Below are 14,778 nucleotides of genomic sequence, written 5' to 3'. Positions count from 1 at the left end.
ACCGGCGGCGATTCGTGGCGTAACGTGCGGACCATGCAGGCTCTGCGCTTCGCCGCCGCGTTGTACCAGCGTCAACTAGCCATCAACTACTGGGGCCGGGTGCGGCGGGATCCACTGTCCCGCCTGCACCTGGCCGAGGGGCGCAACGACCCGTACGCCGTATACGACGAGGTCCGCGCCCACGGCCCGCTGATGCCGACCCGGCTCGGCAACTACACCACCGCCACCCACGCGGTCTGCAACAGCGTGCTGCGCGACCGCAGATTCGGCCCGCGCGCGGTCGAGATGAACGGGCCGGGTGCCCCGGGCGACCAGATCGACATGTCCTTCCTGGACAAGGATCCGCCGGACCACACCCGGCTGCGCCGCCTCGCCCAGCCGGCGTTCAGCCCCAAGCAGATCGCCGGTTACCGCCCGCGGGTCGAGCAGGTGGTCGGCGACCTGCTCGACGCGGCCGCCGCCAAGGGCACCTTCGACCTGGTGAGCGAGTTCGCCGCGCCGCTGCCGATCGCGGTGATCTCCGACCTGCTGGGCATCCCGGACGCGGACGCCGACGCGTTCGCCGAGCACGGCGCGGTGGTCGGCAGCGCCCTCGACGGGGTCCGTTCGCTGCGGCACGCGGCCGCGCTGATCGCCGCCAGCAACGCGATGGACGACGTGTTCATCCGGCTGTTCGCGCTGCGCCGCCGGGAGCCGGCGGACGACGCGGTAAGCCGGATCCTGGCCGCCGAGGGTGATCAGATCCAGTCACACGAATTGCTGCCGATGTGCCGGCTGCTGCTCGTGGCGGGCTTCGAGACCACCGTCAACCTGATCGGCAACGCGGTCAACGCGCTGCTCGACCACCCGGATCAGTGGGCCGCGCTGGCCGCCGACCCGGCCGGGCTGGCCGATGCGGCGGTCGAGGAGACGCTGCGCTGGGACTCGCCGGTGCAGCGTACGGCGCGCTGCGCGCGCGAGGATGTCGAGGTGGCAGGCCGTACGGTACGGCGCGGCCAGTTCGTCGTCTGCCTGCTCGGCGGGGCCAACCGGGACCCGGCGGTGTACGCGGACGCGGACCGCTTCGACATCCGGCGCGTGCCGGAGGCCGATCACCTGGCCTTCTCCAGCGGCATCCACTACTGCGTGGGTGCGCCGCTGGCCCGCCTGGAGGCCGGGGTCGCGCTGCGGATGCTCGCCGAACGGATGCCCGACCTGCGGCGGGCCGGCCGGCTGCGGCGCCGCGACGCCAGCATCATCCGCGGACCGCGGTCCCTGCTGGTCGCCGCGGGATCCCGGGCCCGGCCGGTGTCGGTCTGACCCGGGCGGACTACCTCAGGAAGCGATCGAACAGGTTCTTGGTGGCGCGCTGGATGCGGGCGTCGGTCACCTTCGACTTGACCAGCGCGAGCGGCCAGTGGAAGGTGCCGGCGACGAACATGATGGTGCCGTTCGGCGTCTCGCAGACGCTGGTGTTCTGCACCCGGTCGCCGCGGCCCATCCGGTCGGTGTACGGGCTGGCGGACAGCAGCGTCTGGGTCGACTCGTAGTCGGTCGGCAGATCCGACTCGAAGCCGTCCGCCTCGACCGCCACCAGGTCCCGGATCGTGTCGCCGTCCTTGAGACCGGTGCCGGCCCACAGCCAGTGCTGGGTGTTCTGCACGACCATCGGGACCGGGGTGGCCAGGATGCCCCTGTACTGCACGCCGAGCAGCCGGGCCTCGGCGTGCTCCTGGCCGGTGCCCAGGTTGCGCCACAGGGTGGTCTCGCCGATCGGGTCGGGCGCCGGGTCGGGCGCACCCTTGTAGCAGGTGACGATCCGGCCGGAGGTGCCGCGCGCGTCCGCCTCGATCCGGATGTTCCAGTACAGGTTGTTCGCCGCCAGGAACGCGACGTGGGTGTTGCCGGTGATCGCCTTCTGCACGACGTCCCGCATGGAAGCGGTCCAGTACTCGTCGTGCCCGGAGAAGATCAGCGCCCGGTGCCGGCTGGGGTCGACCCGGCCCTCGTGCAGGTCGATGCTGCTGACATAGGTGACGTCGTACCGCTGCGACTCCATCCACTGCGCGGTGGCGACGTCGATGTCGAACCAGGTGGGACGGCCCCCACCGGAGAACGGACGATTGAAGGACACCTCGTACGCCCGCTGGGTGGCGTCGCCCATCAGGCCGTCCGGCCGGTAGCCCTTGTACAGGCTCTTGCCGTTACGGCCGTCGGCCGGCCACACGTTGTACGCGTTGTAGGTGGTGAACGGCACCACCATGACGAAGTCGGAGCGGCGGCTGTCGTCGCGCACCACGAACGGGGTGACCGAGCGGTGCCCGTCCTGGGTGCGGAAGACCGCGAGGTAGAGACCGGAGACCCAGCCCGGCGGGACCTTGAACGAGTACGCCGCGGGCCAGTCACCGCAGTCCACCGTTCCGGTGACCGGGTCCACCGTGGGCACCACCCTCGTGCTGCCGGACAGGTTGGGGCTGGTGTGCACCAGCCGGCCCCCGACGCCCCGGTAGTGACCGAGCCGGAACAGCTGGACGGTGAAGTGCTGCGGCGTCGCGAGGGTGACGTGGAAGTCGATCGTGTCGCCCTTGTTGACCGAGGTCGCGGAGGCGAAGCCCTGGATCTGCCGGGCGGCGTCGTTCACGTTCTCCTGCGGCAGCCAGCCCTTGTTGCCCTGGAACCGGTTCTCCAGGATGGTGGCGCTGACCTGCGAGGTGGTGGGGCGGGTGGCGCTCAGACCGCCGCCGAGGGCCACCGCGCCGAACACTCCCGCCTTGACGACGGAACGACGAGACGAGGGCAACAGATCCACCTTTCACATGCCGACAAATGCCGCGGCACATTTCGGGCATAGTGATCTCCGGGAGGTGCACCCGAGTAGAAAATCAATCCCCGTAACTTCCACAGCGGCGGCACAGGACGCTATCACAAAGAAGATTCAGATTCTGTCCCCTGCTCGGGCGGTATTCGTCACCCGGCAATAATGGTCGACCGAAAGCCACCTGCCCGGGAATAGGGCGAACGGCTGGAATTCCGGGCTGGGAAAGGCTTCAGAAACCGAAGCTGACGCCGAGCAACTCGGCCAGGCCGGTGACCCGGAGCTGGCGATGCACGAACTCGCTGGGGTTGCGCAGCCGGAACCGGCCGCCGATGTCGCGGACCGTCCGCTCGCCGGCGACCAGGGCGCCGAGGCCGACCGAGTCCATGAAGGTCACATAGGTCAGATCGACGACGACGACGGCCGGACGGTCGCGCAGCACGGTGTCGACGAGGGTGGCACGCAGCCCGTCGACGGTCGCCGCGTCCAGGCTGCCGCGCACCTCGACGACCAGGGCGCCGTCGGCCTGCCGCCGCGTGGTGATCACGGCCTCACCCATGACGACCTCGCCCACTGATATTCCGAGTCGGGCGATTTGCCCGATCTCTCCACCGTACCGGTCCCGATGTCCCGCTCGCAGGCTGGCGCGCGGTTTCCCGACCTCGCCGCACACCGCGTACGCCCGGGCCGGATTTCACCCACCGGACGGGGCATCCGGCAACCCGGACGGCACAGATTCCCGCATCGCGCCGAACCGTTCGGCATGCCGCTTGGCGGACAGGTGAACGCGGGATGACGTGATCAGACTCGTCGAAGGGGGAACGGCATGGCCAGACCAGGGTTGTTCGCGATCCGCGACGTCGGATCGCTGGTGCAGGACACCGCCGAGGAGGGCACCGAGCTCAAGAAGGCGGTCGGGGTCACCCAGCTGACCGCGATGGGCGTCGGCGCGATCATCGGCACCGGCATCTTCGTGGTGATCGGCAAGGGCTCGGGCATCGCCGGCCCGGCCGTCGTACTGTCCTTCGTGCTCGCTGCGGTGGCCTGCGTGTTCTCCGCGCTGTCGTACGCCGAGCTGGCGTCCTCGATCCCGGTCTCGGGCAGCGCGTACACCTACACCTACGCCACCATGGGCGAGCTCGTCGCCTGGATCATCGGCTGGGACCTGATCCTGGAGTACGGCGTCTCGGTGGCCGGCATCGCGATCGGCTGGGGCGGCAACCTCAACGCGTTCCTGGACGCCGCGTTCGGGGTCAGCCTGCCGGACACGATCGCCAAGTCCCCCGGCGAGGGCGGGGTGGTCAACCTGCCGGCCGTCTTCGTCGTGCTGGCGATCACCCTCCTGCTGGTGCGCGGCGTGACCGAGAGCGCCCGGGCCAACCTGGTCATGGTGGTGGTCAAGCTGGTGGTGCTGATCTTCTTCCTGGTGGTGGCGTTCGCCAACTTCAGCACGCGGCACTTCCACCCGTTCGCCCCGCACGGCACGCACGGGGTGACCGCGGCCGCGGCGATCATCTTCTTCGCCTACATCGGCTTCGACGCCGTCTCCACCGGCAGCGAGGAGGCCCGTAACCCGTCGCGCGACCTGCCCTGGGCGATCATCGGCTCGCTCGCCATCTGCACGGTCTTCTACGTGCTCACCGCGATCGGGGCGCTCGGCATCGCCAGCCCGGACCAGATGAAGGACAGCGACGCCCCGCTCGCGGCCGCCCTCGACCAGGGCGCCGGGATGAGCTGGGCGGCCGGGATCCTGGCACTGGGCGCGGTGGTCGCGATCACCAGCGTGGTGCTGGTGATCTTCTTCGGCCAGACCCGGATCTTCTTCGCCATGTGCCGCGACGGCCTGCTGCCGCGCCGGATGGCCACCGTCCACCCGCGGTTCGGCACCCCGGCCCGGATCACCGTCACGCTCGGCGTGCTGATCGCGATCCTGGCCGCGCTGGTCCCGCTGGGCACCATCGTGGAACTGGTCAACATCGGCACCCTGTTCGCCTTCGTGCTGGTCAACATCGGGGTGATCGTGCTGCGCCGGACCCGCCCGGAGATGCCCCGGCCGTACCGGGTGCCGTGGTCGCCGGTGCTGCCCCTGATCGGTGTCGCGTTCGCCGTCTACCTGATGAGCGACCTGCCCGGGGCCACCTGGCTGCGGTTCGGCGTCTGGCTGGTGGCCGGTCTGATCATCTACGGGCTGTACGGCTACCGGCACTCCCGGGTACGTCTGGAGCGGGCGGACTAGTCGAGGCGGTGCCGGCCCGCGTGCTCCTGCGGGCCGGCATACGTCGCGGCCTGCTGCTGGAGGCCGCCATACGTCGCGGCCTGCTCCTGCGGGCCGGCATACGTCGCGGCCTCGGCGGCGGTCCGGTCCCAGGCCGGCACCACCGGTTTCATCTCCATCATCGGCACGTACACCCGGGCGTCCACCGCCTCGGCCAGCAGCAGCGCCGCGACCAGTGCGGTCGGCCGCTCCGCCGGGTCCCGGCGCAGGCAGCGGAAACACAGGTCGAGAACCTCGGGCGGCAGTCCGTCCAGGCTCGGCAGCGGCTCCGGGTCGTGGTAGCGCTGGGCGCGGATCAGCTCGGTGGGCGAGCGGGTGGTCCACGGCACCCGGCCGGCCAGGCAGTGGTAGAGCAGCGAGCCCAGGCCGAACATGTCCGAGGCCGGGGTGGCCGGCATCCCGTCGAAGCGTTCCGGGGCGACGTAGGCCGGGGTGCCCATCACCATCCCGCCGGTGTCCGGCTCGGGTGCGCCGACCGCCGCCGCGATGCCGAAGTCGAGCACCTTGGCGCCGCTCGGGGTGAGCATCACGTTGGCCGGCTTGATGTCGCGGTGCACCACCTGCTCGGCGTGCGCGGCGGCCAGGGCGGCGGCCACCTCGGCGCAGATCCGCACCCCGATCCGCCAGTCGAGCCGGCCGCCGGCCAGGTGCTGGCTGAGCGTCTGCCCCTCGACCAGCTCCATCACGATGTACGGGACGTCGCGCCGACCGGGTGCCGGCGAGGTGCCGAAATCGTGCACGCCGGCCACGTTCGGGTGGGCCAGCCGGGCCGCCGAGCGGGCCTCGGCCCGGATCAGGTCGACACCGGTCTGACCGAGCGTGCCCTCCACCGCGGGTGCCATGATCTTGATCGCGACCGGGCGGTCCAGCACCTGGTCGTGGCCACGCCACACTTCGGACATGCCGCCCAGCCCGATCCGGTGCTCCAGCCGATACCGGCCGCCCAGCGTGCGCACAGAACTCCCTCCGCCCTGCAGACGGCGATACCCGAGTGGTGCCTGCGCAAACCGCGAAGATCTTTCCTACACCCGTTCGGTACGCAGGTCGTGCGCCCCGTCCTCCCGGGTGGCCTCGTAGTACAGCCGGCGGGTGCCGTCCGGCAGATCGACCAGACTCACGTAACGCAGCCCGTACGGCGGGTGCGGGCTGCCGACCGGCTCGTCGTCCTCGGCGGTCAGCTCCCCGAAGCTGCCGTCGGCGAGCCGCCGGCCGCGGGCCACCCCGGTGCGCTCCTCCCAGTTCTCCCCCGCGGTCGCCCGGCCGTCGTAGGCCACGGTGATGTCGTCGCCGGTCACCGACACCGACGACACCCGCACCCCGCGGGCGTCCCACCGGCCCGCCCGGCCGGACAGCGCGGTCCGCCGCCGGGTCCAGTGCACGCCGTCCGGGCTGGTCGCGTACTCGGTGGTCATCCGGTCGGCGTCGTCCCAGGACTCCAGCGGGTGCACCGAGGCCCACAGGTGCCAGCCGTGCCCGTCGTGGTGCAGCACCGGGTCCTTCCAGCCGAACTCGGCGTCACCGGCCAGCACGGTCCGGGCCGGCGCCGCGGCCAGACCCTCCGGGGTGTCCGCCTCGACCATCTCGATGCGCCAGTGCTTGGTCCCCGGGGTGGCCGCGCTGACGTACAGCCGCCACCGCCCCTGCGGGGTGCGGACCAGCGCCGGGCGTTCCAGCGACTCGGCGGCGAACCGGTCCTTGCCCACTTCGGCGACCACGGTGAAGGCGAGCCCGTCGGCGGAGCGGGCGATCACGTTGGCGATCCCGCGGCCGGCGCCGATCGGCAGGCGCACCCGGTACGCCAGGTAGATGTGCCCGTCGGCGGCGATCGCACTGGGCGCGCCGGACCACGCACCCGGCTCGGTGCCCGGCGGCTCCACGACCACGGTGGAGTCTTCCCAGCGGGGCAGGGGCAGGGCGGTGGTTCCGACAGACACGTTCGCGCTCCTGGAGAGATAGGGCGTACCGGGCAATCTTCGCATAACCTATTGAACGGGTGGGGTTTCCGGCGCGCGGGCGTGTCGGTCCACACTGAGCCAGTCGTCGTACCGCTCGCCGGTGATGTCCTGCAGCAGCGCGATGTCCTCGGCGAAGTAGGGCAGCAGCTCCGCCCGCTCGGCCGGGGTGGTCACCGGGCGCGCACCCTTCTTGCGGTGCAGCAGGGTGAGCAGCGGGCCGCGGGCGGCCAGCCGCAGCGGCACCGGGAAGTGCTGACCGAAACCGCCGCCGGCGCGCAGCAGCCCGCGCAGCACCCGGTTCAGTCCGTTGTCCTCCACGACGTGCCGGTTGACGTTCTCCTTCGGGATCGCGGTGAGCAGCCCGGTGCGCACGCCGAGGAACGCGCAGACCCGGTCCAGGGTGGCCGCCGGCGCGTCCTTGAGCTCCTTGTAGCGCAGCAGCAGCACCTGCTCGCGCGGGAAGCGCTGGTAGAGGTGCTCCAGCTGCCGGCCGTACAACCCCAGGCCCAGGTAGTGCCAGAACTGCGCCCAGCCGGCCTCGATCCGGGCGGGCTCGGCCCGGCACGCGGCCAGGAAGTCGGCCTCGGGCTCCAGGCCGGCGTTCCACAGGTGGGTCCAGTTCGAGTGCGCCCGATCGACGGGATCACGCAGAAGCAGAATCAGCCGTACGTCCGGCCGCACCGCCTTGATGCGGTCGTGCGCGCCGAGGTCGTGCAGGTAGAACGGCGTGGCCTCGCCCAGTCTGGCGCCGGCCGGCGCGGGCGCGAACAGCGCCTCGTAGTCCTCGCGCCGCCAGACGTGCTCCTGGTAGGTCTGCACGTCACCCGGACCGCCGTGCCGCGGCGGCGGCCCGTCGGAGAGGAAGAACTTGGGCTCCTTGACCGGCGACAGGAACAGGTCGGGGTGGTGCACCAGTGCCGCGTGCAGGGCCGTGGTGCCGGCCTTGGGCACACCGGCGATCAGGAAGTCGGGAAGTGCCATCGGTGTCCTCACTTCAAAGGGGTCACTTCAAAGTGTGGTAAGCCTACAGAACTTATAGACTTTCGCATCCCCCGTCGACCCCTAAACGGCACGGCCCGCGGTCCAGCGGCGCCACCAGCGGGTGCGGCGGAAGCGGGCACACTCGCGCGGCGCGCAGATCACGCACTCGGTGCCGGCGCGGTAGTGCTGATGAGCCTCGAACGGGTGCCCGCAGACACAGGCCACCCCCTGACCGGTACGCACGCCGACCAGCATGCCAGAACCCGCGAGGCCTAGCCATTTCACGTGACTGGGAGTAACCTTCGCTTGCTCCCAGGACGCCTGCCAGCGCGTATCTCGTCACGGATCACTAACTGTGTGTAGTGACTGAACTTTTCCCCGCCGGTGCGCGTACCCGGGAGCGAGACGACAACGCGACAACGCTTCGCCGTTCGCATCACCCCCCGGGAGCGTGCACCATGTTCCGGCTCATCCAGCTGCACACCGAGGCCGGTGTGCCACAGATCGGCGTCGACCCGGACGGCTACGTCAGCGCCCGCGCCGCCCTGGCCCGCTACCGCACCGCCCCGGCCACCTACTTCGCGGTCGGCCGCTTCGACCACGAGGGCACCCTCACCGAGGTGATCCTCGACCCGTCCTGCGGCCTCGACGGCGCGTGCCAGCGGCCCGCGTCGGTCATCCACGCCAAGACCTACCAGCGGCTCTGCGAGGGCTGCGCGGCCGGGATGGACGTGCTCACCGTTCCGCAGCTGGCCCGCCGGCTCGGCATCGCCTGCCGGCTAGCGCCGCCGATCAGCCGGCTGCGGCAGAACACCCTCGGCGGGCTGCGCTCCCCGGCCGGGAACCGGATCGCCCGCGAATTCGCCGACCACGTGCACGACCCGGCCTGGCGGGCCGAGCTCTGCGGCGAACTGGGCCAGACGCCGATCGCGCTGAACGGGCTGCTGATCGGGGCCGGGGCGCTCAGCCACCGGCAGGTGCTCGATCTCTACCCGGTGCTCTGCGCGCTCGGCGACGAACTGCCCGCCGGGGTGCGGGACGACCTGGCGCGGGCCACCGCCCGGCCACTGTCGCCGGCCGGCGTGGCGGGGCTGCGACTCGGGCTGGGCTGAGCACGGCGTACGCCGACATCGTCGGTTGACCCGTGCGGCGGCTAGCGTCGCCGTCATGGAGAGCACGTTTCCGGAGTTGGTGGATCGGGCCCGCGGGCTGGTGGCCGGCGGGCGGCGCGCGGTGCTGGGGATCACCGGGCCGCCGGGCGCCGGGAAGACCACCCTGGCCGAGTCGCTGCTGGCGGCGCTGGGCCCGGGTGACGAGGTGGCGCACGTGCCGATGGACGGGTTCCACCTGGCCGACGTGGAGCTGGAGCGGCTGGGCAGGCGCGATCGCAAGGGCGCGCCGGACACCTTCGACGGCTGGGGATACGCGTCGGTGCTGCGGCGGATTCTCGCCGATCAGGACGAGATGGTGTACGCGCCGGGATTCGAACGGGTCCTGGAACAGCCCATCGCGGGGACGATCGGGGTGTCCCGCGCCGCCCGGCTGGTCATCACCGAGGGAAACTACCTGCTGCTCGAGGACGGCCGGTGGGCGGGACTGTCCGGAGTGTTCAGCGAAGTCTGGTATGCCGATCTGGAGCCGGCCGAACGGCTGCGTCGCCTGGTGGCCCGGCACGTTCGGTTCGGCAAGTCGCCGGAGGACGCGCTGACCTGGGCGACCGGGACCGACGAGCGCAACGCCGAGCTGATCGCCACCACCCGGGACCGGGCCGATCTCGTGGTGCCGTCCGCGCTGCTGAGAACGCTGGGGAGAGTGTCGTAGGCCGGTGGCATGCTTGTCTGCATGTCAGTGGAAGAGGCGGCGGTCGCGGCGCGGCCGCGACGCCGGCGGGCGGGCGCCCGGTTCGGTGTCATTCTGGTCGCGGTGCTCGCGCTGCTCTTCGGCGTGCCGTGGGCCACGCTGCTCTGGTCGGGCAACGCTTGGCCGGCCCCGGTCCGGATCGCCGGCACGGTGGTGTTCGTGCTGGTGGCGGCGGCTTTCCCGGTCCTGATGTTCCGCGGTCACGGCCGCCGTGACGACCGCAGCTCGCGGATCGCCGACACCACCCTGGGCGTGGTCTGGGTGCTGTTCACCTGGTCGGTGCTCGGCCAGCTGCTCGGCCTGGTGCTGGCCCTCGCCGGGGTCGCCGACCCGATCCGTTCCCGGCTGGTCACCGGGCTGGTCCTGGCGATCTCCGCGGTCCTGCTGCTCTGGGGCCACCGCGAGGCGATGCGGGTCTCCCGGGTCCGCGCGGTCGACGTCACCATCTCCCGGCTCGGCCGCGGGCTGGACGGGCTGCGGGTGGTGCTGATCACCGACACCCACTACGGCCCGATCGACCGGTCCCGCTGGTCGCGCGGGGTGATCGACGTGGTCAACTCGCTGCGACCGGACATCGTGGCGCACACCGGCGACATCGCCGACGGCGAGGTCCCGCAGCGGCTCGCCCAGGCCGCCCCGCTCGGCGACGTCCGGGCATCGATGGCCCGGGTCTACGTCACCGGCAACCACGAGTACATGTCCGGCGCCGCCGGCTGGGTCGAGTACATGTCGTCGCTGGGCTGGGACGCCCTGCACAACCGCCACCTGGTCGTCACCCGCGGCGGCGACTCGCTGGTCGTGGCGGGCGTCGACGACCGCACCGCGGCCGGCTCCGGCGTCCCCGGGCACCACGCCGACCACGAGGCCGCCCTGGCCGGCGCCGACCCGACCCTGCCCGTCCTGCTGCTGGCCCACCAGCCGCAGCAGATCGACGGCGCTGTGGCGCACGGCATCGACCTGCAGCTGTCCGGGCACACCCACGGCGGGCAGATGTGGCCGTTCCACTACCTGGTCCGCATCGACCAGCCGGTCCTGCAGGGACTGTCCCGGCACGGCGACCGCACCCAGCTCTACACCAGCCGGGGCACCGGTTTCTGGGGCCCGCCGTTCCGGATCTTCGCGCCCAGCGAGATCACGGTGCTCACCCTGCGCTCGGCGGAGTGACCCGGCAGCGGCGGAGATCATGATCACTGCCGAATAAACCGGTTGAGTCGTTCCACCGGGCCAACGGAGGATGGGATACCGCCTGCCACCCCATCGCTCCAGAGGACTTTCTCATGCGCCTGCTCCGCGACCTGTGGGTTACCTCCCGAAGTCGCACGGCGCTCGCCGTGTTCCTGATCGTGCTCGGCGCCGCCGGCTCGTCCGTCGCGCTGGCGCTCGCCGGATCGGTCCTGGTCGACCGCTCCGTCCTGCTGTTCACCGTGCTGGCCGGGGCACTCGGCGCGATCGTGCTCAGCGACGTCGTGGTCGGCCTGATCGCCGCCCGGCTGACCGCCGACTGGGCCGCCGAGGTCCGCCGCGGGCTCAACCGGGTCGCCTTCGGCCAGGACATCCCCACCCTGGAGAACACGCCGGTCGGCGAGCTGCTCGACCGGATCGACTCGGACGTCTACCAGGTCGCCTCCGAGCTGCGCGGCAGCGGCGTGCGGATCGCGCAGAGCCTGGCCGTGGCGACCCTGTCGATCGTCACCGCGTTCTTCGTCTGGTGGCCGGCCGGCCTCGCCATGATCGCGGTCGCCGTCCTGATCTTCATCACCATGAACAAGCCGATCCAGCGCATCTCCGCCATCCGGATCGCCGAGGAGGAGGCCTGGTCCGACCTGGCCGCGGTGATGGAGGAGGCGATCCACGGGCAGGACGACGTGCGCACCAGCCTCGCCGCGCCGTACGTGCTGCGCCTGTACGCCGACCGGGCCCGCGAGGTGCTCTCCCGTGGCCGCCGCGTCTGGCGCACCTCGTCCCGGGTCACCATGGGCGCCGGCACCATCACCCGCACGCTGATCGCCTCGCTCGTCGTGGTCGGCGCCTGGGCGCTGGCCACCGGGCACATCGACGGCGCCCGGCTGACCGGCGTGTGGCTGCTCGCCCTGGGCTTCGGCGGCACCCTGGAACAGATCACCCGGATGGTGCCCGAGCTGCAGAACGCGCTCGGCGCCTGGGGCCGGGTGCAGATGCTGCGCGCCGTGCCGCAGGAGCCGTCCGGTGGCCGGGCGCCCGCCGACGGCGACCTGATCGTGCGTGACCTGACCTTCCGCTACGGCGAGGCGGACAGCGGCCGCCCGCCGGCGCTGCGCGGCGTCACCCTCACCTTCGCCCGCGGCCGGTCGTACACGTTGATCGGCCGCACCGGATCCGGCAAGTCCACCCTGGCCAAGGTGCTGACCCGGGCCGTCGACGTGCCGCCCGGCACGGTCTTCCTCGGCGGCGTCGACCTGAACGACCTCGACGTCGAAGGCCTGCGCCGGTGGACCGCGATCGTCCCGCAACGCACCGAGATCCTGGCCGGCACCCTGGCCGAGAACATCGCGCTCTTCGACGAGGACCTACTGCCCCGGGCCGGCGCGGCCCTCGACGAACTCGGTTTGAGCAGCTGGGTCGCCGGGCTGCCGGACGGCATCGGCACCCGGCTCGGCGAGGGCGGCTACAAGCTGTCCGCCGGGCAGGAGCAACTGGTGGCGTTCGCCCGGATCCTGGTCCGCGACCCGCAGGTGGTGATCCTCGACGAGGCCACCGCCCGGATGGACCCGGTCACCGAGTCGTGGGTGCAGCAGGCCACCGACCGGCTGCTGCGCGGCCGGATCGGGGTGATCGTCGCGCACCGGCTCTCCTCGGTGCAACGCTGCGACGAGGTGGTGGTGCTCGCCGACGGCGAAGTGCTCGAAGCCGGCCCGTTGCGCGAATCGCGTCGCTTCGCCGAGCTCATGGCCAGCAGCAACCTGACCGTGCCGGCGCCGGCCCGAGACCGGTCCGGCGGCGTGCTCGTCGAGGAACGCCATGACTGGGACGCCGCTGTCCGGCTCGAACTCGGCCCGGACGCGCTCAGCAACCCGCTGCCGACCGTCGAGCCGCCTCCGCTGCCCACCCCGCCGCGAACCCGGACGATGCGGGAGATCGTCCGGCTCGCCACCAACGACGCGCGGTACGGGCTGGGCGCGGTCTCGCTCTTCGTCTTCCTCGTGGTCTTCGGGCTCGACGGCGCGGTCCTGCCGGTGCTGTGGTCCCGGGTGGTCGACGGGGTCGGCAACCCGATGCTGCCCGCCGTCGGGATCGCCGCCTGCCTGATCGCGCTGATCCCGACCCTCTACTTCACCGGGGCCTGGTTCCCGGAATGGTGGGTGCGGCAGATGCTGCGGATCAGCCTGCGCCTGGTGCACGGGCAGATCGGGCCGCGCCGGGTCAGCAAGCACACCCCGGCCGAGGTGGTCGCCCAGGGCGGCGACACCGAGCGGGTGGTGATGCTGGCCGACAATCTGATCGACAACGGGGTGGCGCTCGTCGTCGTGGTCGCCATGACCCTGACCTCGCGCTCGCCGGTGCCGGCCCTGTTCTTCGTCGGCACCATGCTGCTGTCCGGCCTGGCCGCCACCCTGTTCGGGCCGCGCCTGGAACAGGCGGCCCGGCGCACCGTGGGGGCCCGCGCCGCGTTCGCGACCGCGCTGGTGTCCGCACTGTCCGCGGCACGCACGGTGAAACTGGCCGGCGCGACCGAACCGGTGCTCGCCCACCTGGCCAAACTTGACGCCCGGCGCAGCGAACTGCAGTGGCGGGAGATCGCGATCCAGGTGTGGGCGCGGTCCACCCCGTCGATCGCCAGCGGCCTGCTGCCGATCGGCGTCTGGTCGCTGTACCTCACCGACCGGCTCAGCGCCGCGGCCACCCTGGTCGCGGTCGCCACCCTCGGCTCGGCCCGCTGGTTCGCGTGGACCACGGCGTCGCTGGTGTCACACTTCCCGTCGGCCCGGGTGTGGACGGCGCGGACCGTCGCGATGACCGGCTCCGCCGAATACACCGCCGAGATCCCGGGCGTCGACATCTCCGCCGGCACCGCGCCGGCACCGGCGGCCGCGGCGCGCAACCCGCTGCGCACCCTGCAGCTGCGCGGCTTCAGCGCCGTCCACGAAAACGGCGCCCAAGGCGTACGCGACATCGACCTGACCGTCGACCGCGGCGACCTGGTGCTGGTCGTCGGCCCGGTCGGATCGGGCAAGTCGTCCCTGCTGCGGGCCCTCGCCGGGATCGTGCACCACACCGGCGACCTGTGCTGGAACGGCGAACCGGTGAACGAGCCGGAACTCTTCCTGCGACCCAACCAGGTGGGGTACGTCGCGCAGCTCCCCCGGGTGCTTTCCGGCACCGTGGCCGACAACATCCGCCTCGGCCACGAGGTGGACGCCGAGGACGCCGTGACCGTGGCGCAGCTGCGGCACGACCTGTCCGCGGCCGGCGGTGGGCTGCAGCTGCTGATCGGCCACAAGGGAACCCGGCTCTCCGGCGGTCAGCTCCAGCGCCTCGCCCTGGCCCGCGCGCTGGCGCCGCGGACCGAGCTGCTGATCGCCGACGACGTGTCGTCGGCCCTGGACGTGACGACGGAGCTGGAACTGTGGCGGGCGCTGCGGTCGCATGGGGTGACGGTGGTGGGCTCGACGTCCAAGCGGGCCGCGCTGGCGCAGGCGGATCGGGTGGTGGTGCTGATCGGGGGGAAGGCCGAGGATCAGGGGACGTGGGCCGAGCTGGAGGACCGGTGGGGTCACCTGGCCGGCTGATCGGCTGACGCCGGGGCGGTGCGGGGTGCGGGGCGTTCCCTCACCGCCTCACCGCCCCGCCTCACACCCCCGCCTCACCGCCCCGCCTCACCGCCCCGCCTCACCGCCCCGCCTCACCGCCCCGCCTCACCGCCCCGCCTCACCGCC

12 protein-coding genes are annotated in these 14,778 nt (G+C 72.0%); 6 read left to right on the top strand and 6 right to left on the bottom strand.

Translation table 11 applies throughout. From position 1 onward, the window contains the following. The first annotated feature begins 33 nt into the window (after positions 1–33). Positions 34–1,299 (top strand): cytochrome P450, encoded by a 1,266-nt coding sequence (locus ACSP50_RS13450; RefSeq protein WP_014689858.1) that lies wholly within the window; start codon positions 34–36, stop codon positions 1,297–1,299. Positions 1,300–1,309: 10 nt separating this feature from the next. Here ACSP50_RS13450 and ACSP50_RS13445 read toward each other — a convergent pair whose 3' ends face one another. Both ACSP50_RS13445 and ACSP50_RS13440 read right to left on the bottom strand, forming a co-directional pair. Beyond that, positions 1,310–2,779 (bottom strand): N,N-dimethylformamidase beta subunit family domain-containing protein, encoded by a 1,470-nt coding sequence (locus ACSP50_RS13445; RefSeq protein ID WP_197688134.1) that lies wholly within the window; start codon positions 2,777–2,779, stop codon positions 1,310–1,312. A 247-nt stretch (positions 2,780–3,026) separates the two neighbouring features. Further along, positions 3,027–3,353, bottom strand: coding sequence for an STAS domain-containing protein (locus ACSP50_RS13440; protein ID WP_014689860.1), 327 nt, complete (start codon positions 3,351–3,353; stop codon positions 3,027–3,029). Positions 3,354–3,620: 267 nt separating this feature from the next. Here ACSP50_RS13440 and ACSP50_RS13435 point away from each other — a divergent pair, with 267 nt between their 5' ends. Continuing rightward, complete coding sequence (locus tag ACSP50_RS13435; protein ID WP_014689861.1) at positions 3,621–5,030, top strand: amino acid permease; 1,410 nt, start codon at positions 3,621–3,623, stop codon at positions 5,028–5,030. Here ACSP50_RS13435 and ACSP50_RS13430 read toward each other — a convergent pair. The 4 genes from ACSP50_RS13430 to ACSP50_RS41830 form a co-directional block, all read right to left on the bottom strand. Then, positions 5,027–6,025 carry a serine/threonine-protein kinase gene (locus ACSP50_RS13430; RefSeq protein WP_014689862.1) on the bottom strand — a complete coding sequence of 333 codons (999 nt, stop codon included), beginning with the start codon at positions 6,023–6,025 and terminating at the stop codon, positions 5,027–5,029. The two genes, ACSP50_RS13435 and ACSP50_RS13430, sit on opposite strands and share 4 nt — an antisense overlap. Positions 6,026–6,091: 66 nt before the next feature. Beyond that, positions 6,092–7,003, bottom strand: coding sequence for a hypothetical protein (locus ACSP50_RS13425; protein ID WP_014689863.1), 912 nt, complete (start codon positions 7,001–7,003; stop codon positions 6,092–6,094). Positions 7,004–7,051: 48 nt separating this feature from the next. Beyond that, a complete protein-coding gene (locus tag ACSP50_RS13420; RefSeq protein WP_014689864.1) occupies positions 7,052–8,005 on the bottom strand; it encodes a sulfotransferase in 954 nt (317 codons plus the stop codon). An 81-nt stretch (positions 8,006–8,086) separates the two neighbouring features. Beyond that, a complete protein-coding gene (locus ACSP50_RS41830) occupies positions 8,087–8,248 on the bottom strand; it encodes a hypothetical protein (RefSeq protein WP_155123496.1) in 162 nt (53 codons plus the stop codon). Positions 8,249–8,463: 215 nt separating this feature from the next. Between ACSP50_RS41830 and ACSP50_RS13415 the strand changes: the two genes are divergently transcribed. The 4 genes from ACSP50_RS13415 (at position 8,464) to ACSP50_RS13400 (ending at position 14,631) form a co-directional block, all read left to right on the top strand. After that, positions 8,464–9,117, top strand: coding sequence for a hypothetical protein (locus tag ACSP50_RS13415; protein WP_014689866.1), 654 nt, complete (start codon positions 8,464–8,466; stop codon positions 9,115–9,117). A 55-nt stretch (positions 9,118–9,172) separates the two neighbouring features. After that, positions 9,173–9,826 (top strand): nucleoside/nucleotide kinase family protein, encoded by a 654-nt coding sequence (locus ACSP50_RS13410; protein ID WP_014689867.1) that lies wholly within the window; start codon positions 9,173–9,175, stop codon positions 9,824–9,826. 21 nt (positions 9,827–9,847) lie between these two features. After that, positions 9,848–11,029 carry a metallophosphoesterase gene (locus ACSP50_RS13405; protein ID WP_099343765.1) on the top strand — a complete coding sequence of 394 codons (1,182 nt, stop codon included), beginning with the start codon at positions 9,848–9,850 and terminating at the stop codon, positions 11,027–11,029. Positions 11,030–11,142: 113 nt separating this feature from the next. Then, entirely contained in the window at positions 11,143–14,631 is a 3,489-nt protein-coding gene (locus tag ACSP50_RS13400; protein ID WP_014689869.1) for an ABC transporter ATP-binding protein/permease, read from the top strand. The last annotated feature ends 147 nt before the right edge of the window (positions 14,632–14,778 follow it).

The organism is Actinoplanes sp. SE50/110, from assembly GCF_900119315.1.
In the GTDB taxonomy this organism is placed as follows: Bacteria; Actinomycetota; Actinomycetes; order Mycobacteriales; family Micromonosporaceae; genus Actinoplanes.
This window is presented reverse-complemented; position numbering and strand designations above follow the sequence as displayed.

Bases quoted from the DNA above. Each gene is read 5' to 3' on its own strand.
- ACSP50_RS13410 (WP_014689867.1), top strand. From the start codon at position 9,173: ATGGAGAGCACGTTTCCGGAGTTGGTGGATCGGGCCCGCGGGCTGGTG.
- ACSP50_RS13440 (WP_014689860.1), bottom strand. From the start codon at position 3,353: ATGGGTGAGGCCGTGATCACCACGCGGCGGCAGGCCGACGGCGCCCTG.
- ACSP50_RS13400 (WP_014689869.1), top strand. From the start codon at position 11,143: ATGCGCCTGCTCCGCGACCTGTGGGTTACCTCCCGAAGTCGCACGGCG.
- ACSP50_RS13450 (WP_014689858.1), top strand. From the start codon at position 34: ATGCAGGCTCTGCGCTTCGCCGCCGCGTTGTACCAGCGTCAACTAGCC.
- ACSP50_RS13420 (WP_014689864.1), bottom strand. From the start codon at position 8,005: ATGGCACTTCCCGACTTCCTGATCGCCGGTGTGCCCAAGGCCGGCACC.
- ACSP50_RS13435 (WP_014689861.1), top strand. From the start codon at position 3,621: ATGGCCAGACCAGGGTTGTTCGCGATCCGCGACGTCGGATCGCTGGTG.
- ACSP50_RS13415 (WP_014689866.1), top strand. From the start codon at position 8,464: ATGTTCCGGCTCATCCAGCTGCACACCGAGGCCGGTGTGCCACAGATC.
- ACSP50_RS13405 (WP_099343765.1), top strand. From the start codon at position 9,848: ATGTCAGTGGAAGAGGCGGCGGTCGCGGCGCGGCCGCGACGCCGGCGG.